This window comes from Streptomyces sp. PA03-6a (assembly GCF_033792765.1).
In the GTDB taxonomy this organism is placed as follows: Bacteria; Actinomycetota; Actinomycetes; order Streptomycetales; family Streptomycetaceae; genus Actinacidiphila.
Genome location: NZ_JARAVK010000004.1, coordinates 25,205 through 45,046, shown reverse-complemented (window position 1 = coordinate 45,046; position 19,842 = coordinate 25,205). Strand labels below are relative to the sequence as shown.

Sequence of the window (19,842 nt, the reverse complement as noted above, 5' to 3'; positions counted from 1 at the left end):
CGGTGCGCATGCAGAGAATGCGGTTCAGGCTCTACGGCATTGCCTTCCTCGCCGTGCTCGCACTGCTGCTGTCGCTCGCGGTGGCCGTCTACCAGCAGGCGTTCACCTCGGTGGTGCCCATCACCCTGGAGGCCGACACCCTCGGCAACCAGCTCGATGCACGCGCCGACGTCAAGCTGCGCGGGCTGCTGGTCGGCGAGGTGCGCGAGGTGCGTGCCGACGGCACCAAGGCGACCCTGGACATCGCGCTGAAGCCGCAGTACGTGTCGTACATCCCCTCGAACGTGCACGCGCGGCTGCTGCCCAAGACGCTGTTCGGCGAGAAGTACGTCGACCTGGTCGCTCCTGCCGGCGCTGCGCGCGCGTCGGCTCGGCCCATCCGTGCGGGTGACGTCATCACCCAGGACCGAACGAAGGTCGGCATCGAGGTGCAGCAGTTGATGAACGACCTGCTGCCGCTGCTGCGCACGGTCCGGCCGGGTGAGCTCAACGCCACGCTGTCGGCGTTCGCCACTGCGCTGGAGGGCCGCGGCGACCGGATCGGAGGCAATCTCACCCAGGTCGAGGGCTATCTGCGCCGCCTCAACCCGCACATGCCCTCCCTGAAGGAGGACATCACACGGTTCGCGGACGTCGCCGAGGTGTACGGCGACGCCGCGCCCGACCTGATGCGGATCCTGCGCAACACCGTCACCACCAGCCGGACGATCGTCGAGAAGAGGGAGCAGTTGGTGTCGGCTCTGCGCGCGACCGCCTCCGTGGCGGGCACAGCGAACGACTTCCTGTCCGAGAACGGCGACCGGCTGATCACCCTGGGCCGGGTCTCCCGCCCCACGCTGGAGCTGTTCGCCCGGTACTCCCCCGAGTACCCGTGCCTGTTCCAGGGCCTGGTCCGGCAGGAGAAGGCCTCCGAGGAGGCGTTCCGGGGCGGCGAGATGCGGATCACCCTTGAGGTCGTCCGGCCGCAGGAGGCGTACCGGCCCGGCGAGGAGCCGGCGTACGGCGCCCGGTCCGGCCCGAACTGCCGCGGTCTGCCGCATCCGCAGGTGCCCGGGCCGAAGCCCCATCTCGACGACGGTACGTCGGCCGGAGGTTCCGGCGGCGCACTCCCCGGAGGTGCCGACGTGTCCGCCACCCGTGCCGAGCAGCGGGCCGTGGGCTCGCTCGTGGCCCCCGTCATGGGCGTCCCCGCGGACGAGGTGCCGCCCGTGGCGACCCTACTGTTCGGGCCGCTGGCTCGCGGAACGGCGGTGACTGTCGCATGAGCGGGTCCGGAGCGCGGCAGACCGCCGCCCCGCTGATCAAGTTCAGCCTCTTCGCGCTGGTAACGATCGCGGCGACGGCGCTCCTCGCCGCCACCATCGTCAACGTCTCCTTCACCCCCAAGGACACCTATCACGCCGTGTTCACCGACGTCACCGGACTGGAGAACGGCGACGACATCCGGGTGGCCGGAGTGCGGGTAGGAGAGGTCGAAGGCATCCGGATCAAGGACCGGACGCTGGCGGAGGTCACGTTCACCGTCAGCGCGGACCGGCCGCTGCTCGCCGGGACCCACGCGGTCGTCCGCTACCGCAACCTGGTCGGGCAGCGGTACGTCGCACTCACCGAGGGCACCGGCGACGGCACCGCCCGGCTGCGGCCGGGCGGCACCATCCCGCTGTCCCGGACCGAGCCGGCGCTGGACCTCAATGCCCTGCTGAACGGCTTCAAGCCGCTGTTCGCGGCGCTCAGCCCGAACGACGTCAACCAGCTCGCCACCGAGATCGTCCAGACCCTCCAGGGCGAGGGCGGCACGGTGAACAGTCTGCTCACGCACACGGCCTCGCTCACCAGCACCCTCGCCGACCGCGACAAGCTGATCGGATCGGTGATCGACAACCTCAACATCGTCCTGGCGACCCTCGACGAGCGCGGCTCCCGCTTCTCCGGGCTGCTGACGCAGCTGCGCCGAGTGGTTGCAGGGCTGTCCGCCGACCGCAAGCCCATCGGGGAGTCGCTGGTGAGCATCGGCGACCTCACGGACGTCACGTCGGAGCTGCTCAAGGACGCGCGTCCACCGCTGAAGGAGGACATCGCCCGGCTCGGCGATCTCACCGGAACGCTGAACAAGAACGAGCACACCGTCGAGGGCGTCCTGAAACGGCTGCCGAACAAGCTCGAGAAGCTGACGGGGACGGCCTCGTACGGCTCGTGGTTCAACTTCTACCTCTGCGACTTCGACGGCCGGATCGTGCTGCCGAAGACCAAGCAGGTGATCACCCCGGAGCTGCACGTGGCACGGGCGAGGTGTGGCGGATGAGCCTCCGCATCAGGCGGCGCGATGGCCGCCGCCCCGAGCCGCTGGTGAGGTTCCCGGTCCTGCCACCGAAGCTGCCGAAACTGCCCAGGCTGCTGCCGCGGCGTAAACCACGCCCAGAACCCCTCGTGAAGGTGCGCGTCCTGCCGCCGAAGCTGCCCCGGATCCGGCTCACGCGCCCACGCCTGAAACCCTTCCGCGAGCACAACCCGGTCGTCGTCGGCGCCGTAGGCCTCACCGTCCTCGCGCTGCTCACCGTCGCCGCCTTCAACGCCGACAGCCTGCCGCTGATCGGCGGCGGCGACACCTACAGCGCGGCCTTCTCCGAGGCCGGCGGGCTCAAGCCGGACGACGAGGTACGGATCGCCGGGGTCAAGGTCGGCAAGGTCGAGGACGTCGACCTGGACGGCGACCACGTCAAGGTGACCTTCAAAGTGAAGGGCCGCCCGGCGTTCGGCACCGACACGGGGGCGTCGATCCGTGTCAAGACGATCCTCGGCGCGAAGTACCTGGCCCTCTACCCGAAGGGGCCCGGCCAGTTGAAGCCGGGCAGCGAGATCCCGCTTCGGCGGACCGTGTCGGCGTACGACGTCGTCCAGGCCTTCAGCGACCTGACGACCACCGCCGAGGAGGTCGACACGGGCCGGCTCGCGATGGCACTGGACACGATCGCCGACACCTTCCAGGACTCCCCCGAGGAAGTGCGGGCGTCGATCAAGGGACTGTCGCGGATATCCCGGACCGTCGCCGCCCGTGACAAGGCGATGCGCCAGCTGCTCGACCACGCGAACGGAGTCACCGAGGTGCTGGCCGATCACACGAAGGACGTCTCCGCACTGGTGAAGAACGGCGACGCCCTGTTCAAGGAGATCGACAAGCGGCGCTGGGCGATCCACAAGCTGCTCAAGAGCTCCGCGCTGCTGGGCATCGAGCTGTCCGGCCTGGTCGACGACAACAGCAAGGGGATCGGACCCGCTCTGAAGAACCTCAACACCTTCCTGAGGATGCTCGAACGCAACCAGGCGAGCCTCGACCGCAGCGTCCGGCTGCTCGCCCCCTACGTCCGGCTCTTCACCAACACCCTCGGCAACGGCCGCTGGTTCGACTCCTATATCCAGAACATGGTCGCCGCCCCGGTCACGCCACGTACGGGAGGCACCCGATGACCCGCAGACTCCTGGCCCTGTTCACCGCGCTCGCGATCGTCGTCGGCCTCGCCGTCGTCCTCTGGCCGGGCCCCGGCCCCGTCCGCGTCACGGCGTACTTCCCTCGGACTGTCGGCATCTACCCCGGCTCCGACGTCTGCGTCCTCGGTGTCCGCATCGGCGAGGTCAGGAAGATCACGCCGGAGGGCGGCCGGGTACGGGTCGAGCTGGAATACGACAGGGGCCGCAAGGTCCCCGCCAACGCACAGGCCGCCATCGTCAACTCCTCGGTGGTCAGCGACCGTTACGTGCAGCTGCTGCCGGTGTACCGCAAGGGCGCGGCGCTGCGGGACGGAGCCGTCATCCCCGAGTCTCGTACAGCTGTTCCCGTCGAGCTGGACCGGATCTTCGACAGCCTGCACACCACCGCCGAGGCGCTCGGCCCGAACGGTGCCAACAACAAGGGTTCGCTGTCCCGGCTGCTCGGGGTGAGCGCGGACAACCTCCAGGGGCAGGGCGCAAGCCTCAACCAGACGGTGCAGGACCTGTCCCAGGCGGTCACCACGCTGTCCGACGGGCGCGGCGACCTGTTCGGGACCGTGCGGAACCTTCAGGTGTTCACGGCCGCGCTGGCGGCGGACGACACCAGCGTGCGGTCGTTCAACACCGACCTCGCCGACGTGGCCGGGCAGCTCGCCGGGGAGCGTAAGGATCTCGCGGCAGCGCTGAAGTACCTGGCTGCCGCACTCGGCGACGTGTCCGGCTTCGTGAAGGGAAACAAGAAGGCGCTGACCTCGGACGTGCAGGGCCTGGCCGAGGTCACCAAGGTCCTCGTCACCCAACGAGACGCTTTGGAGGAGCTTTTGACCGTCGCGCCCACGGGCCTGTCGAACCTGGAGAACGCCTACAACCCCTCCGCCGGCACTCTCGACACCCGCAACAACGCGCAAACCTCCCAGGACCCGTCGTCCCTTCTCTGCTCGATCTTGAAGACGACCGGCGACGACCATGACAACTGCGAGGGGCTGAAGAAGCTCTTCGCCTCCTTGCCCGAGGTTCCGCCGGTCCCGGCGTCGACGGGCTCGGTCGACAAGACCCTCGGCGGCATTCTGGGGGCACCTGCATGAGCGTGCGGCGCAAGGGGCGGGTGGCCGCCTGGACGGCGGTCTGCTCGCTGCTGCTGACCGGCTGCGAGTTCAACGGCTGGTATGACGTCCCGCTGCCCGGCGGCGCGGCCTCGGACGGTCACGCCTACCACGTCACCGTCGAGTTCCGGGACGTCCTGGACCTCGTGCCGCAGTCGTCGGTCAAGGTCAACAACGTCACCGTCGGCACGGTCGAGAAGGTGGAACTGGACGGCTGGCACGCCCGCGTACGGCTCAGGATCGCCGACTCGGTGAAGCTGCCCGGCAACGCGGTCGCCGATCTGAGGCAGACCAGCATGCTCGGCGAGAAGTACGTCGCCCTGTCCGCACCGGCCGACACACGCCCCGTCGGACGTCTCCGCGACGGCGACCGCATCCCGCTGTCCCGCAGCGGCCGCAACCCGGAGGTCGAGGAGGTGCTGTCGGCGCTGTCCGCGCTGCTCAACGGCGGCGGGGTGGCGCAGCTCAAGACGATCACCATCGAGTTGAACCAAGCCCTCAGCGGCCGCGAGGGCCGGGTCCGATCCCTGCTGAAGCAGCTCGACATCTTCCTCTCTGGCCTCGACGGCCAGCGGGCGGACATCGTGCGCGCGCTGCAGGGCGTCGACCGGCTCGCGCAGCGGCTGAAGAAGGAGAAGAAAACGATCGCCTTGGCCGTCGACACCATGCCGCCCGCCCTGAAGGCCCTCGCCGACCAGCGCAAGGACCTGACGAAGATGCTCACCGCCTTGTCCAGGCTCGGCAAGACCGGCACCAAGGTGGTGAACGCCTCCCACGACGACACCGTCACCAACCTGAAGAAGCTCCAGCCCATCCTGCAGGAGCTGAACAAAGCAGGCGACGACCTGCCCAACTCCCTCGAACTCCTCACCACGTACCCGTTCCCGCGCAACGCGACGGACGCCGTCAAGGGCGATTACGTCAACCTGAAGATCACCGCCGACCTCGACCTGGCGGACCTCTACGGCAACGTCACCGGTAAGCCGGGCAAGGGCGGGAAGTCCCCGGCCCCCGGGACACCGCATCTTCCCGGCCACCCCACTCCCATCCCTCTCCCGTCCGTCCCTTCCCTGCCGGGCATCCCGTCCGTGCCCCCGGTGCCCTCGGTTCCCTCCGCGCCCGCCGTGCCGTCGACGCCCTCCCACGGCAGCACCCTGCTGTGCCCGCCGGTGTGCACCGCCGCCTACGGCACCGGGGACGGCGCGCGTCGCTTCCCGCCCGGGGTCGATCCCGCGCTCGCCGAGCTGATGCTGAAGGGGATACAGCCGTGATCACACGTACGGTCAAGGCCCAGTTGCTGGCCTTCGCGACCATCACCGCCCTGGGGGTGGCGTACGTCGGCGCCCGGTACACGGGCCTGGTGGACGACGTCTTGCACCGCGGGTACACCGTTCGCGCCGACTTCGCCGAGTCAGGGGGCGTCTTCCCAGGTGCCGAGGTCACCTACCGGGGGGTGCCGGTGGGCCGCGTGGGCGATCTGCAGCTGACCGGATCCGGGGTCTCGGTGGCGCTGAGGATCGAGGACGGCGCCCCGAGGATCCCGGCCGACACGCTCGCAGTGGTCGCCGCCCGATCGGCGGTGGGTGAGCAGTACGTCGACCTCCAGCCGCGGCGGTCGGGCGGCCCGTACCTCAGGGACGGCAGCCCGATCCCGCGCAGCCGCACCCGGACCCCACTGCCGGTCACCGACCTGGTCCTCAGCCTCGACCGGCTGGTCAACTCGGTCGGCAAGGACGATCTGCGGGTCACCGTCGACGAGCTGGGCAAGGCGTTCTCCGGCACCGGACCGAACCTGAGCCGGCTGGTGGACTCCGGTGACGCGCTGGTTGAGGCGGCGTCCGAGTCGCTCCCCCAGACGGTCTCGCTGATCGAGGACTCGCGGAAGGTACTCAGGACACAGGCCGACCAGGGCTCGGCCATCAAGTCGTTCTCCCGCGATCTCGCCACGCTCACGGGACAGTTGAAGTCGAGCGACGGCGACCTTCGCCGGCTGATCGGCAGCACCGTGCCCGCCGCGCGGCAGGTCGATTCGCTGCTCAAGTCCACGCGGCCGCACGTGCCGATCCTGCTGGCCAACCTCATCAGCGGCGGCCAGATCACCGTGGCCCGGTTGCCCGGCGTCGAACAGGCCCTGGTCACGCTCCCACTCACTGTCGCGGGCAGCTACACGGTCATCCCCGGCGACGGCACCACCCACTTCGGGCTGACCGTGAACGCCGACGCCCCTCCCGCCTGCACCAAGGGCTACAACACCCAGCGGCGCGACCCAGCCGACACCGGCACGCGCGATGCGAACACCGACGCGCGCTGCACGCTACCGCGTGGCAGCAAGTCCTCGGTGCGCGGAGCGCAGAACGCGCCCGGCGCCACGACCGGCCCGCACAGCGGTGACCAGGCCGCGTTCGTGGCCCCGTACGACCCGGAGACCGGCACCGTGACCGGCCCGGACGGAACGCTCCTCGAGATCGGCTCGACGGGCGGGGAACAGGCCGTGTTCGGAAAGGAGTCGTGGCAATGGCTGCTCGTGGGACCGATGGTGTGAGAGGCGGCATGAGGCTGCTGTCTGCGGGGCTCGTCGCTGCGACCGTGTTGACGACCGTGCTGTGTGTCTGGCTGGGCTGGAAGCTGTCCGACCAGCGCGCGGCGGAACAGCGCCGTCAGGACATCTTGGCTGCGGCCCGCCAGTCGGCGCTGAGCTTCACCTCGCTCGACTACCGGCACTACGACCGGGACAGCGCCAATGTGCTGGCGAACGCCACCGGCGAGTTCAAGAAGGAGTTCGCCTCGCAGACCGAACAACTGACGAGGCTGGTTGCACAGAACAAGTCGGTGTCCGACGGACAGGTCCTGGAAGCGGGCATCGTGCGGTACGACGGGCGCTCGGCCCGGGTCCTGGTCGTGGCCGACAGCGAGGTGACCAACACCGCCGCGCCCGAGGGCCAGGCGCGCACCTACCGGCTCCAGCTCGACCTCGCGTATGTAGCAGGTCGCTGGTTGACCTCCGACGTCGTGTTCGTGGGCTGACCCGGCCGTGAGACCAACAATGAGGAGAGACACCGTGGCGAACCCGGCCTTCCGCAGCACTCGCGGCACCGGCTCACCGGCCCGCCGCACCATGACCGCGGCCACCCGCGCGGCGGCCAAACGCGCCGGACGGCCTGCGCCTCGCGAATGCGGTACCCACCAGGAAGAACAGACCCGCTCCGGGCGCACCCTGCTCGTCGATCCGCCGCCGAACGGCTGGGAGGACCCGCCGGAGCCCGAGTCACCCGAGTCGTTCGAGGGGAAGACGGAGGTCGGTGCGTCCCCGCGCAACGCCGGGCCGGGCGTGCTCACCGCGGCGCTGGGCATCGTCCTCGTGGCGGCCCTGGTCGCGGCCGCCGTACTCGGGCGGGAGTACCAGCAGGGGCGGCAGGCGGAGCGGGCCCGCGACGAGGCCCTCGCAGCCGCGCGGAATGCGGCGCCGGTCGTGCTGTCGTACGACTACCGGCACCTGGACCGGGACTTCTCCCGTGCCCGCATCCTGCTGACCGGGCGCTTCCGCGAGCAGTACGGCAAGACCACGAAGGCGGTGGTCGCGCCGACCGCGACGAAGTACCACGGTGTGGTGAAGGCGACCGTGGCCACACCCCCCGACGGTGACGCCCCGGCGGTGTCCGTCGTGTCGGCCACACGGGACCGGGCCGTCGTCCTGCTCTTCGTCAACCAGATCACCCAGAGCACTCAGGTCCCGCAGCCGCGGCTGGACCTGAACAGGGTGCGCATGACGCTCACCAACACCAACGACGGCTGGAAGGTGAGCGGCGTCGACGCCCTCTGACCAGGCCTCCGTAAGTGCCCTCGCGCGGTCGCGCGGGGGCACTTTTTCGAGAGGAACGGGCGCGGCAGGGCTGGGCCGGCGGGCTTCACTGCGATCGGGCCGTGGTGGGCCGGGCGACGTTCTTGCCCCCGAGCGGTCTGCCTCACCAACTCCGGCCAACCCCCCTCAGCACCCGTCCGGCCCGCTTCGAAAAGAGATCGGTTGCTCGCGACGGACACCGCCTGCCTCCCCGTAGAGCAGATGAAGGCTTCACCCGTACCGCCACCCTTCATCCGACTCGCGAATCCACGAGGTACCCGTGGCTCTCCTCTTCGCACGTCGCCTTCACCACCACCTGCGGTCGCGGGGGCGTCGCGCCGTCGGGTTGCTGGTGCTCGTCGCCGGAACCCTGCCGAGTGCGCCGGCCGGCGCCGCGACCCCGTCCTCCGGATCGGTCAGCGACACCGCGCTCACGACCACGTGGAGCGCCGGGCCCTTCGCCGTCCCGAATGTCTCCGGCACTGCCGGGACGGTGAGCTGCGGGCATGGGCAACCCTGCGACGACTACGCCCTGAAGGTGTCGGTGCCTGCGGGCTACGACGCCGGTCACAGCCTGCGCATCGACGTCAGGTGGCCGGGCTCCGCCGCCGACTTCGACCTGTACGTCCTCGATGCGGACGGCCGAGAGGTGGCCACCTCGGCCTCTTCCAGCGACCCCGAGACCGTGCTGCTCCCGGCGGTGTCGGCGTCGTACACCGTGCGCGTGGTGCCGTACGCGCCGCTCGGCGACAGCTTCAACGGCACCGCGAGCCTGATCGCCGCTCCGGCCGATCCGCCGCCGAGTACGGCCACGCCGCCGACGTACGCGAACTCCCGGGCACCCGACGGCATCGCGGATGCGCACAACGCCGGTGAACCCTCGATCGGCGTCGACCGTGCGAGCGGCGCCGCAATGTTCCAGGCGTACACGTCGACACTCAAGGTCACCTACGACAGTGCCGGTGCCGCCACGTGGCAGGACAAGAGCGCGAGCGCGGCCAACGGCTGCCCCCAGGGAAGCACCACCAGCCTCGACCCGATCCTGTTCACCGACCCGGTCACCCACCGCACCTTCGAGTCGCAGCTCGCCGGCAAGACCGCCCTGACCTGCTATACCGACGACGACGGTGACATGTGGACGCCGACGGGCGGCTCGGGCATCAACTCCGGTGTGGACCACCAGACCATCGGTGGCGGCGCCTTCGCCACGGGCGGTCCAGGCACCGTCACGTCGTACCCGAACGCCGTCTACTACTGTTCCCAGGACATCGCCGACGCCTCTTGCGCGGTCAGTCGGGACGGCGGTCTGACGTACGGTCCCGCCGTTCCGATGTACTCGCTGCTGGACTGCGGCGGCCTGCACGGGCATGTGAAGGTCGCCCCGGACGGCACGGTGTACGTGCCCAACAAGGGCTGCGGTGGCAATCAGGCCGTGGCCGTCTCCGAGGACAACGGGCTGACGTGGACCGTCCGCAAGAACCCGTCCAGCACCCCCGGTGACTCGGACCCGAGCGTGGGAGTCGGGGCCGGCGGAACCGTCTACATGGGCTACCAGAACAGCGACGGCACGCCGCGTATCGCCGTCAGCCACGACAAGGGCAAGACGTGGCTGTACGACCAGAACGTCGGCGCGGCCCTCGGCATCAAGAACATCGTCTTTCCGGCCGTGACCGCGGGCGACGACAACCGCGCCGCGTTCGCCTTCCTGGGCACCACCACCGGCGGCAACTATCAGGACGCGGCCAACTTCACGGGCGTCTGGCACCTGTACGTGGCCACCACCTACGACGGCGGCCAGTCCTGGGTGACCGTCGACGCCACCCCCACCGACCCGGTTCAGAAGGGGTCGATCTGCACGGGCGAGTGTCTCCACTTCGTCGAGGACGACGAACAGTCCTGCGTGCCCGGAATCTCGCAAGACGGTGAGCAGGCCCTGCAGGAAGCCGAGCGCCCCGAAGTGGTCGAGGTCCCCTCGCACACCCGCGGCTCGGCGCGCGGCCGCTGCGACGTGTGGCTGCCCGCCGAGCCAGGCCATCACTGCGGCCGCGGTGGCCTCGTCACCCTCGGCCAGCGCTGCCCGGTAGCCGCGCAGGGCGGCAGCGAAGGACGGGGCGTGGCGCGACACCTCTGCGAGGCGAGCCAGGAGCAGCTTCTCCACCTCACCCGGCAGTTCATCCTCGGTGGCGCCGGCGGCGAGGGCGTCCTCCTCCAGCGCATAGAACCAGGCGTCGACCACGGACCGCAGCGCACTGGGCGGAAAGCTGGAGGTGGTGAGTCTCTCGGTGAGCCTGCGGTAGACGGTCTCCAGCTTGTGGAGGGGAGTCTCGTTCTCCGAGATCTGGATCTCGGCCACCGCGAAGTTCCGTCGCTTGGCCCGCTCCCCCAGCCACCGGGTGAAGAAGGTCTTTCCGGAGCCGTACTCACCTCGGACGGCCTTGAACACCGACCCACCGGAGGCGACTGTGTCCAGTTCCGCGTCGAGCGCAGCCTCGAACCGGTCGAGCCCGGTGGCGAGCAGGTCGAGCCCGCTTTCTGGCACGGCTCCGCGCCGCAGCGCATCGACGACAGCGCGGCGGCGTGCCGCGCTGACCTGGGTGGGACGTGTGGATCCGGTGGCACTCACATGCGCCAGTGTCCCATTGTCACGCTTGTGCCGTACGCCCCTCGAGCCCGCAGCCTGTGGCGGTCAGGGCAGCGATTGTGACGGGCTTGGCCGAATGGGTTGACGGTAACCCGATCATGTTGGTGAAATCACTCTCTGTACAGGGTGGTGCGAGGCAATGGGGGAGCCTTTAGATGGCTGCGCTCGACAACGTCAAGCTCAAGGAACTGCTCGCGGACGTCGCCTCGGGGACACTGCAGCTACCGGACTTCCAGCGCGAGTGGAAGTGGGACGACGACCGTATCCGGGCCATCATCGCCACGGTGACCCTCGACTACCCTCTGGGTGTCGTCATGACACTCCAGACCGGTGCCGCCTCGCCCTTCCGGGCACGTACGCTCACCGGCGCCGGGCAGCCGAACGAACACCGCGAGCCTGAGTTGTTGCTGCTGGACGGCCAGCAACGCCTCACCTCTCTGTTCCAGGCCCTGTGCCTGGACGTCCCGGTTGAGACGGCGGATGCCCGCAACAAGCCGATCAGGCGCTGGTACTACATCGACGTCGCCAAGGCCGTCGGACCATCCACCGACCGTGACGAGTCGGTGATCTCCGTGCCGGAGGACAAGGTCCTGCGGACCGACTTCAACCGCACGGTCGTCCTCGATCTCAGTACCGAGGAGAAGGAGTGCGCAGCCGGTCTTTTCCCGCTGCACTTCATCTTCGACAGCGTGAGGGTGAACGCCTGGAAGAAGTCGTACATCAAGGCGGACGAAGACCGGAACTGGGACCTGTGGGGGAAGTTCGACGAGCTGGTCCTCCAGCAGATCCGCACGTTCCAGGTGCCCATGATCCGTCTGGCGGCCTCGACCTCGATGGAGGCGGTCTGCGCGGTCTTCGAGCGGGTGAACACGGGCGGCGTGCCTCTGAACGTGTTCGAGCTGCTGACCGCCACGTACGCCGGCGACCGCGACTACGTCCGTGACAACGGCGACTACTACCGCCTCCCCGACGTGTGGCGGGACATCAAGGAGAATCTGGCGGGTAAGTACCCGGTCTTCGGGCAGTTGGAGAAGGGCCTCGAGAACGGTCTCAGCAGCAGCGACTTCCTCCAGGCAGTGGCTCTGGCCCGTACCTGGGAACGGAAGCAGTCGGGCACCGGCACAGCGGTCTCCTGCAAGCGGCGTGATCTGCTCGAGCTGCCGTTGGCCGATTTCGTGCGGCTGGCACCCCAGGTGGCCGACGCTTTCGCCTGGGTCGGGGAGTTTCTCCAGCAGCAGTGCATCGTCCGTTCCGCCGACCTGCCGTACCGCACCCAGCTGGTACCCCTGGCCGCCGTGCGGGCGATCATCGGTGAGGAGACCGACAGTCAGCGCGCCGAGGAGATGATCTCTCAGTGGTACTGGTGCGGCGTGCTGGGAGAGATGTATGGCGGTTCGACGGAAACCAGGTTCACTCGTGACGTCGAGCAGCTCATCGCCTGGATCAGAGACGCCGGCATCGCGCCCGACACAGTCGGTGACGCGTTCTTCATCTCCGACCGCCTGGACAACCTCACCACGCGCAACAGCGCGGCCTACAAGGGCATCTACGCCCTGCTGATCAAGCAGGGTGCGGTCGACTGGCACCACACCGGCGCTCCGTTGAGCCCGAGCAAGCTGTCGGAGTATTCGGTGGACCTCCGACAGATCTTCAGCAAGGCATGGGTCGAGCGGATGAACGAGAGCAACCCGGGCTCGAGCCATCCCCCGACGAACTCCATCGTCAACAAGACGCCGCTTTCCTATCGCGCCGCACAGGCCATGACGGGCCAGCCCAGTTCCTACCTCCCGACGCTCGCCGCGGCCTCGGACATGCGCCCCGAATGGTTCGACGATGTGGTTGCCACGCATCTGATCGATCCCGAGGCGCTGCGGGCGAACGACTACGAGCGCTTCTACCGGGACCGCTCGATGCAGCTCCAGGAACTGGTGCGCTCGGCCATGGGCAAGCGGACCATGCACCGTGAGCTGCCGGGGGGCGAGCAGCGATGAACGCCGTGCCTTCTCAAGAGCAGTTGCTGGCGTGCAAGGGCACCACCATGCCCGTGCAGGGGATCCTGGACCTCTTCCAGGTACGGGTGCGCGACCACCAGAGCGTGCACCTGATCTCGCAGTGCCTCGCGGACGCAGGACTGACCACGCTCCCCGACTTCGCCGTGTGCAGCGCACGCGGCGAAGTCGAGATCGTCCCTCTGGCCGCCGTCCCCGGACAGCGGCCGGCTGCCGCAGAGTCGGATGCCGCGACGGCTGAGGACGAGCGCGAGGAAGCACTGCCTTCCCGCGCGCTGCCCCAGCGCTTGCTGCTCGAACATCTTCCCGCTGCGCGCCGTGGGGTCAGGTCCGTCGGTCTGGGCCACGCGCTCTCCCAGGCCACCTGGCTGATGCACGCCCACGGCCTGGCCCAGTTGCCCGTGACGACGGGCATGACGACGCTGCACGGCGTGGTCACCTGGCGTTCCCTGGCTCGGATGTACCAAGCGGGTAAGGAACCCACGCTGGAGAACGCGATGGACAAGGAGTCGCTGCCGGTCGTTGACGCCCGGCAAGAACTCTTCAGCGCCCTGCCCACGCTCAGGGAGCACGGCTACCTCCTCCTCCGCGACGGCAACGGTTGCTTCTGCGGCATCGTGACCACTGACGACGTCACCGACCGCTTCGAGGGGTCGGCCCGGCCGTTCTTCGTAGTGGGAGAGATCGAATCGCTTCTGCGCCGCTGCCTCGGCGCTGCACTGGACCAGGAGACGATCAAGGCAGCCCAGAGCTACGGGAATTCCGGCTTGGTCGCGGATCTCGTCTTCGGCGACTACCTGAAGCTCTTGAACGGAGACCAGCACAATGCGGCTCAAGCCCAGCGGGCTGACGTCAACTGGGCGGCATTGAACTGGCCCGCGATGGACCGGAACCAGTTCATCGGCCACCTCCGGCGGGTGAAGGCGATCCGCAACCGGATCGCCCACTTCGACGAGGAGCCGCTCCCGGAGCAGCAGATTCGCGAGCTGACGAGCTTCGCCAAGCTGCTCCGGGACTTCGTCTCCTGACGTTCTTCCCCCGCCGGGTTACCTCAGTTCGAACTGGTCGCGCAGCAGGCTGGTGCTGAGCCGCAATGTCCGTCCATCGGGCAGTGTCTCGAGAACCTGCACACCGTCGAAGTTGAGCAGCTGCCGAAGGACGGCGGCGAAGCCGTCGCCACGGCCCGGCGGCATGCCGATGCGCTGCGCGAGGGCGGTCACGGGGAGGGTGCCGCCTGCGTCGAGCAGTGCGGCGAGCGCCTTCTCCACCTGTTCCGGCTTCGGCTTGCGTGCCAGCAGCCCGATTTGGGCCTGGTAGGCGTCCGAGGCGAGCAGTGAGGCGATGAGGGTCTCGTCCGGTGACACCAGCGTGGGGGTGAGGAGGGCGTCGTCGCCGCCGGTCGTCAGGGCCACGTCGAAGAGGGAGTCGTGGGTCTTGGCGAGTTCGGCTTCCTTCTTCTTCGGCTTGGCGGCGGTCTTCTTCACGGGCGGCGCGGTGATCGCCGGGCGGTCGGCGCGGGCGGGCCGTGTCTCCGGGGACCACCATGCCGGCCGCTGGTCGCCCAGCTCGCGCCACCCTTGGGGGGCTTCCGCGCCGAACGGCAGGAAGGCCAGGACCGGGATGGTGAACTCCGCCAGGGAGGCTCCACCGTGGTAGCCGGCCTTGAGCGCGGTGTAGCGGGAGTCGGCGTCCCACAGGGCGACGATCGACGCTCCGGGCTCGGGCCAGACGACCCGGGGACCGGACAACGCGATCTCCTGATCCGCGAGCTGGCCACCGGGGAGGCGGTGACGGGCGGAGGCGGGGTCGGCGGCGTCGGTCTTGGCTCCGTGGCGGTCGATGACGTGCCCGTGGTCACTGGTGAGGATGACCATCATGCCCTGGGCGGCGGCGACTCGGAGGAGCTCGCGGAGCGCGGCGACGTCGTCGACGCGCCAGGCGCCGTCGCCGAGCTTCTGCTCCTTGGCGAGCCGGTCGTCGATGGTGTTGAGGACGACGGCGACGTGGGTCTTGCCGTCAGCGAGGGCGTGGGCGAGTGCCGGGCCGAATGCGTCGCCTGCGGTCTCGGTGCGCAGGTCGTCCTTGTGGAACACCGCCGCCGGGGCGCCGCCCCACAGCTTGTGGGCGGGGAACAGCCGCGTCTCGTCGGCCTGCGTGCCCTTCATCAGAACGCCCGCGAACAGTGACGTACGGGACACGGCCGTCAGAGTCGGCAGGGCGGCCGCCATCGCGCGGCGCTGCGGCGCGTCGTACGGCAGCGGATCGAACTCCGCCCAGGACTGACGCAGTTCCTCGGCCAGTTCGCCGGCGATCGCGGCGCTCATTCCGTCCAGCACGAGCAACAGCAGGCGCCGCCCGGCGGCGTTCTTCACCACAGGCTTGACGACCTGGTCGAGGAACGTCTCCACGGTCAGCATCGTGCCGGGCTGCGTGCCGGCCTCGGTCCAGACCGCGAGAGTCCGGGCGAAGGCGCGGTCGATCTCCCGGCGCCGTTCGCGGACCCGCGTGCCGAGCGTGTCGTACGCAGCCTTCAGTACGGGATCGGAGTCGCCGCCCCCCTCGATGTGCTCCAGCGCGAGGTCGACCCAGCCAGTCTCCTCGATGTGGCGTTTTATGGCAGCGCCGACGCTGGGCGACTCGTCGGCCGGGTCGGAGGCCAGCCACTGGCTGAGCCGCTGCCCCATCCGCGTCCGCTCGATGCGGGCGCGGGCGTCCGAGGTGGACGCGAGCTGGTGATCCGCCAGCACGCTGATCGCGTCGGCCGCGGTCTGGGGCTGCCCTGCGGCAAGGGTGCGGCCCACGGCGGTGAACCGTCCCTCAAGCCCGGCTGCCATGACGGGGCTTGCGGCGACGGCCGCTTCGGCTCCGAACTGGCGGGCCAGTGCGGCTGCCCTGTCGAGAACGGTGCCGGTGATGCGTCGGACCTCGCGTACGCCGTCCGGTTCACCGCCACCGCTGCTGCTGCCGGTCGCGAGCAGCGATGACACGTACTCCTCGGTGGTCCGGCCGAAGACGGATACCAGGGCGTCGAGCTGCTCTCCGGTCGCCGGCGGCTGCTCACCGAACCAGCGCTCGGCCCGGCCCCTGGCCCGGTACGTCTCCGCGTCCGGCTCTGCGTGCTGCCACAGTGCCGCGCACACCAGGCCGAACGCCACCGCGTCCGCCCCGTGCTCGGCATCGACGAGCGTGAGCAGGGCGCGTCCGGCCAGACCCGCCTGGTCGTCCTCGGCGAGGAACGCGGTGAGCCCGGCGCGCTCGGGGCCGCGTAGCTCCAGGAGTCGCTCGGGGCCGCCACGACTGAGCGACCAGTGCAGCAGAGTGTGGGCGTCGAGCCGGTCGTCGGCGGGGCGGCGTACCCCGCTTTCGGTGTCGTAGCGGCCGAGGCGCAGCCGACGGAGCGCGAGTGCGGTGAGTGCCCTCTGCCGGGTCAGCCAGCCGCCTGCCACGGACGGCCAGCCGCCAGGCGGGGTTGCGTCGAGCAGCGCCTCCGCCGCCCAGTTGGCGTCCTTGAGCCGGGGGTCGATGTGCTCGGCGCCGAAGGCCTCGCGCACCACGTCCCAGCTGTCGACGGTCTCTATCCGCTGCTTGTGGACGCGTGCGAGGATCGCCGGGTCGAGTTCGTTCTGTTCCCGGTCCGTGAGGACGACCAGGACGGCGGGGCCCGGGGCCCTGTCCCCGAGGTGGTCGAGTACGAGCTCGTGGACGGCCAGCGGAGAGTGTCCGGCGGCGATGCGGGCGCTGCGCCCCTCGCCCCAGACGGGCTCGGCGGGGCCGTCCCACTGGGGCGCGGACCGCAGCAGGACCGACCTGCGCTTGCCGCGGCCTCCCTCCACGAGGGAGGCGGCGAGGGACGACTGGGCGGACAGGTACTGGGTGACGGTCGCGGTGTTCAGCCGGACCGCGCCCGGTGCGGCGGCGATCGTGGTGGTCATCGGTCGACGACCCGCCAGGTGATTTCGATGGTGGCATCCGGCTCGCGGGACAGCAGGTCGGCCAGTTCCGCCTGGAGCGCGGCCGCGGCCTGGGATACCGATGCCTTGTGTGCGCCCGAGCGCCGGACGGCGCCGGGCGAAGTGGCTCCGCCGGTCGGCTGCGGGATCTCGGACACGGGCGGGTGGCTGGTGTTCGTACTCAAGGAGATGTCGCCCGCGGCAGGCGGCGGAGTGGGCACCGGCGGCGGGGTGACCACCACCCGGTTGCGCTTCACCAGTGCCAGGATCTCGCGCTGGGTACGGCCGAGGGCCTCGCGCAGGTCGCCGGTGCGCTGATCGCCGCGTGCCACGTTGCGCAGGGAGTCGAGCAGGGCGACTCCTTCAGGGCCCTCGCCGGAGGCGAGCTCGAGGGTGTGCCAGGACGCCGCGGAGAGGGCTTCCGCGACGGCGCGGGCCTGCTTGATGGACGTCCCGTAGCGGTCGGCGCTGACCGCGCCCAGATCGAAGGAGGCGAGCGTCTCCACCGTCTTCTTCGCGCCTGCCGCGCCCTGCCCGGCGGTGGAGCCGAGGGCCTTGAGGAGTTCCAGCGAGCGCCGCGCGAGCGCGAGCCGGCCTGAGTCGTCGGTCTCGTCCAGGGCGAGGAAGCCGGAGTGCTCCTCCAACTGCCGTACGAGGTCGGCCGCCGGCTCCTGGAAAGTACGGGCCGACTCGGTGATCTGGCGCGCGAACTGGTTGACCATGCGTCCGCGGCGCAGCGTCGGCGCCTTCTGTCCGAAGATCGTCTCGAAGCGCTGTCGCGCCGTGTTCCAGTCGTCCTCGGTGGGCAGGGGCTGGCTGCGCAGCGCGTCGTGGTCCTTGATCTGCGTCGGCTCGGGGGCGGGGTCGAGGACGGTGCCGCCGCGCACCCACACCCGGTCGTCCATTTCGGCGAAGGAAGCGACGACGAGCTTGGCGAGGAAGTCGGGCAGTCCGCGCGGGGACGGCTTGTCGGTCCAGTCGGTGAGGGTGATCAGGCTGAGGTCACCGGTCACGCCCTGGCTGCTGGCGAGTTGGCGGAAGTGGTCGGCCCAGAAGCGGGACAGCTCGAAGTACGCCTCCTTCTGCTGCCCGAGCCGAAGCGGTCCTGCGATCCGTTGCATCAGCTTGCGGTCGGCGGCCGGCACCTCGATGCGTCCGTCGCGGGCCTCGGCCGCGGCCCGTACGTGGGTGAACACCTTGCGCGCGTCGGCGGGCTTGACGGCGGTGTCGGTGCCGTCCGGGTCGAGGTTGGGGTGCTCCGGGTACTGGTGGGCGAGCAGTTTGCCGGCCACGTGGCGACTGCTGTCGTGGAGCGACTGGCCGAAGGACAGGGTGAGGTCGTCGACGTCGGGCAGCGCCACCAGGTGGTCGTCGAAGCCCGCCACGACGTCCGCGGCCTGCTTCTGCGCGAGCCCGTACGCCTGCTTGAAGGCGCCCTTGACCTGCTTCAGCAGCGCCTCCCGCTGGGTCTCCAGAAGTCCCTTGGCGCGGCTGCGGTTGTCGGCGTTGAGGTGGCCCGCGTACTGGGTGTCGAAGCGGTGCTCGTCGGCGAGGGCCTTGTCGATGACGACCAGGCGCCGGAAGTCGGCGAAGCGCTGCGCGGACAGGTGCGCGGGCAGCCAGGCGACGGTGCGGGACCGCTCGCCCTGCTGGCGCTCGCGCAGTCGGCGCATCCGCTCGGCGTCCTCGACGGGCCCCTTCTCGCCCTCGTCGAAGGGCAGGTCGACGGCGATCCGCCAGCGGCCCTCCTCCTGCGGCATCAGGTCGTGGTCGGGCAGCTCGTCCTCGTCGGAGAGGTTCCCGAAGACGATCTCGACGGTGCGGGCGGTGCCGCGCCACACGAACGCCAGCTCGTCGCTGAACTGGCCGTGGTCGACGCCGATCTCCTCCGACAGCAGCCGCTTGGCGAGCGCCAGGCGGTTGGCGGGGTTGTCGTTGACCTGCGCGTTGGCGATGACCGAGTCCACGTCGACGCCGGAGAGCTCCAACCGTACGCCCGGGTTGGCGTCGGTGCCGGTCTCCTTGATCTCGGGGAACCGTGCCGCCCACTCGGCGACCTTGTTCTTGATGATGCCGACCTCGCTGCCCGGGATCGGCGCCATGACGGAGCCGTGGTTGAGCGCGCCGAGCCGGCGGATGGTCAGCTCGGCCAGGGCGGGCACGCTGGGCGCGAGCGCGGAGAGCAAGAGCGTGCAGACGAGCCGGTTGTCGCCGACGAACATGCGGCAGCGGTTGGCCAGCTGGGGGTCTGGGAGCGTGTCCGGCCGGTGGAGGAACTGCTCGACGTCGTCCTCGGTCACGTCGTAGGTGGTGAGCAGGTACGGCCGCAGCTTGGTCTTATAGAGCTTGTCGGCGGCCTCGAAAACGACCTTCAGACTGTCGGTGAAGGGCTTGTCGCCACCCTCCGCAATCACCGGGTAGAGGTCGCCGACCGGCACGAGCTGCCCGAGCCGCAGGTCGTCCCGGTGGTCGGCGAGGAGCTGGCCCATCAGCTTCAGACCGGTACGGGAGCGCTGCAGCGCGGACGAGATGTGGACGAGGGTGTCCATGAACGCCGGCGAGAAGGGGTAGGTCAGCCGGAACGACTCGGCGTCCGCGCCGGTCGTCGCCTTGTCGGAGCCGAGCAGGGTGTCCCACACCTGGGTGCCGACCTTCTTGGTCCGCTCGAAGGCCTCGTCGACGAGGTGGGGCACCAACCCCCGCCCCAACGTCGGCAAGTCGGTGTGGGCCGAACTCGACCTGCCCGAGGCCGGCGTCGAGACCACGACCCGGCAAACTAACTCCTTTGTGCGATAGGGTTCTTGGCGCTGCGCAC

General features: G+C 69.7%; 12 protein-coding genes and 2 pseudogenes. 10 read left to right on the top strand and 4 right to left on the bottom strand.

The genetic code is table 11. The annotated features are described in order from the left end of the window. Window positions 1-8: 8 nt before the first annotated feature. Genes PV350_RS01800 through PV350_RS01765 form a run of 8 tightly spaced genes read left to right on the top strand, consistent with a single transcriptional unit; the run spans window position 9 to window position 8,409 of the window. On the top strand, window positions 9-1,265 hold the full coding sequence (locus PV350_RS01800; RefSeq protein ID WP_500332634.1) for an MCE family protein: 1,257 nt from the start codon (window positions 9-11) through the stop codon (window positions 1,263-1,265). Then, window positions 1,262-2,302 carry an MCE family protein gene (locus tag PV350_RS01795; protein ID WP_500332599.1) on the top strand — a complete coding sequence of 347 codons (1,041 nt, stop codon included), beginning with the start codon at window positions 1,262-1,264 and terminating at the stop codon, window positions 2,300-2,302. The genes PV350_RS01800 and PV350_RS01795 overlap by 4 nt, the downstream gene beginning before the upstream one ends. Continuing rightward, window positions 2,299-3,465, top strand: a complete 1,167-nt coding sequence (locus PV350_RS01790) for an MCE family protein (protein ID WP_500332598.1) — start codon at window positions 2,299-2,301, stop codon at window positions 3,463-3,465. The genes PV350_RS01795 and PV350_RS01790 overlap by 4 nt, the downstream gene beginning before the upstream one ends. Beyond that, a complete protein-coding gene (locus PV350_RS01785) occupies window positions 3,462-4,571 on the top strand; it encodes an MCE family protein (protein WP_500332597.1) in 1,110 nt (369 codons plus the stop codon). Before PV350_RS01790 ends, PV350_RS01785 begins: the two co-directional genes overlap by 4 nt. Further along, window positions 4,568-5,860 carry an MCE family protein gene (locus tag PV350_RS01780; protein ID WP_500332596.1) on the top strand — a complete coding sequence of 431 codons (1,293 nt, stop codon included), beginning with the start codon at window positions 4,568-4,570 and terminating at the stop codon, window positions 5,858-5,860. The genes PV350_RS01785 and PV350_RS01780 overlap by 4 nt, the downstream gene beginning before the upstream one ends. Further along, entirely contained in the window at window positions 5,857-7,131 is a 1,275-nt protein-coding gene (locus tag PV350_RS01775) for an MCE family protein (protein WP_500332594.1), read from the top strand. The genes PV350_RS01780 and PV350_RS01775 overlap by 4 nt, the downstream gene beginning before the upstream one ends. Window positions 7,132-7,139: 8 nt before the next feature. After that, window positions 7,140-7,613, top strand: a complete 474-nt coding sequence (locus PV350_RS01770) for an Rv1363c family protein (RefSeq protein WP_500318379.1) — start codon at window positions 7,140-7,142, stop codon at window positions 7,611-7,613. 34 nt (window positions 7,614-7,647) lie between these two features. Continuing rightward, window positions 7,648-8,409: an Rv1363c family protein gene (locus PV350_RS01765; RefSeq protein ID WP_500332593.1), complete on the top strand. Its 762-nt coding sequence runs from the start codon at window positions 7,648-7,650 to the stop codon at window positions 8,407-8,409. A gap of 324 nt (window positions 8,410-8,733) precedes the next feature. Here the strand turns inward: PV350_RS01765 and PV350_RS01760 are convergent, their stop codons facing one another. After that, window positions 8,734-8,910: a hypothetical protein gene (locus PV350_RS01760; RefSeq protein ID WP_500318377.1), complete on the bottom strand. Its 177-nt coding sequence runs from the start codon at window positions 8,908-8,910 to the stop codon at window positions 8,734-8,736. Between the two features lie 1,294 nt (window positions 8,911-10,204). Beyond that, window positions 10,205-11,050: pseudogene (gene brxD, locus PV350_RS01755) on the bottom strand (BREX system ATP-binding protein BrxD); the annotation flags it as partial. A gap of 173 nt (window positions 11,051-11,223) precedes the next feature. On the opposite strand from brxD, the gene PV350_RS01750 reads away from it, so the two are divergent. Continuing rightward, window positions 11,224-13,059, top strand: a complete 1,836-nt coding sequence (locus PV350_RS01750; protein WP_500332592.1) for a GmrSD restriction endonuclease domain-containing protein — start codon at window positions 11,224-11,226, stop codon at window positions 13,057-13,059. Then, on the top strand, window positions 13,056-14,105 hold the full coding sequence (locus tag PV350_RS01745; RefSeq protein WP_500332591.1) for a CBS domain-containing protein: 1,050 nt from the start codon (window positions 13,056-13,058) through the stop codon (window positions 14,103-14,105). Before PV350_RS01750 ends, PV350_RS01745 begins: the two co-directional genes overlap by 4 nt. Window positions 14,106-14,123: 18 nt before the next feature. On the opposite strand, the gene pglZ is transcribed toward PV350_RS01745, so the two are convergent. Continuing rightward, complete coding sequence (gene pglZ, locus PV350_RS01740; RefSeq protein WP_500332590.1) at window positions 14,124-17,009, bottom strand: BREX-2 system phosphatase PglZ; 2,886 nt, start codon at window positions 17,007-17,009, stop codon at window positions 14,124-14,126. Next, a pseudogene (locus PV350_RS01735) lies at window positions 17,006-19,711 on the bottom strand (BREX-2 system ATPase PglY family protein); the annotation flags it as partial. The gene pglZ and the pseudogene PV350_RS01735, both read right to left, overlap by 4 nt. Window positions 19,712-19,842: the final 131 nt, after the last annotated feature.

What these genes read in the sequence shown, in the direction of transcription:
- PV350_RS01790 (WP_500332598.1), top strand. Translation starts at nt 2,299, where the DNA reads ATGAGCCTCCGCATCAGGCGGCGCGATGGCCGCCGCCCCGAGCCGCTG.
- PV350_RS01795 (WP_500332599.1), top strand. Translation starts at nt 1,262, where the DNA reads ATGAGCGGGTCCGGAGCGCGGCAGACCGCCGCCCCGCTGATCAAGTTC.
- PV350_RS01785 (WP_500332597.1), top strand. Translation starts at nt 3,462, where the DNA reads ATGACCCGCAGACTCCTGGCCCTGTTCACCGCGCTCGCGATCGTCGTC.
- PV350_RS01745 (WP_500332591.1), top strand. Translation starts at nt 13,056, where the DNA reads ATGAACGCCGTGCCTTCTCAAGAGCAGTTGCTGGCGTGCAAGGGCACC.
- PV350_RS01800 (WP_500332634.1), top strand. Translation starts at nt 9, where the DNA reads ATGCAGAGAATGCGGTTCAGGCTCTACGGCATTGCCTTCCTCGCCGTG.
- pglZ (WP_500332590.1), bottom strand. Translation starts at nt 17,009, where the DNA reads ATGACCACCACGATCGCCGCCGCACCGGGCGCGGTCCGGCTGAACACC.
- PV350_RS01750 (WP_500332592.1), top strand. Translation starts at nt 11,224, where the DNA reads ATGGCTGCGCTCGACAACGTCAAGCTCAAGGAACTGCTCGCGGACGTC.
- PV350_RS01780 (WP_500332596.1), top strand. Translation starts at nt 4,568, where the DNA reads ATGAGCGTGCGGCGCAAGGGGCGGGTGGCCGCCTGGACGGCGGTCTGC.
- PV350_RS01770 (WP_500318379.1), top strand. Translation starts at nt 7,140, where the DNA reads ATGAGGCTGCTGTCTGCGGGGCTCGTCGCTGCGACCGTGTTGACGACC.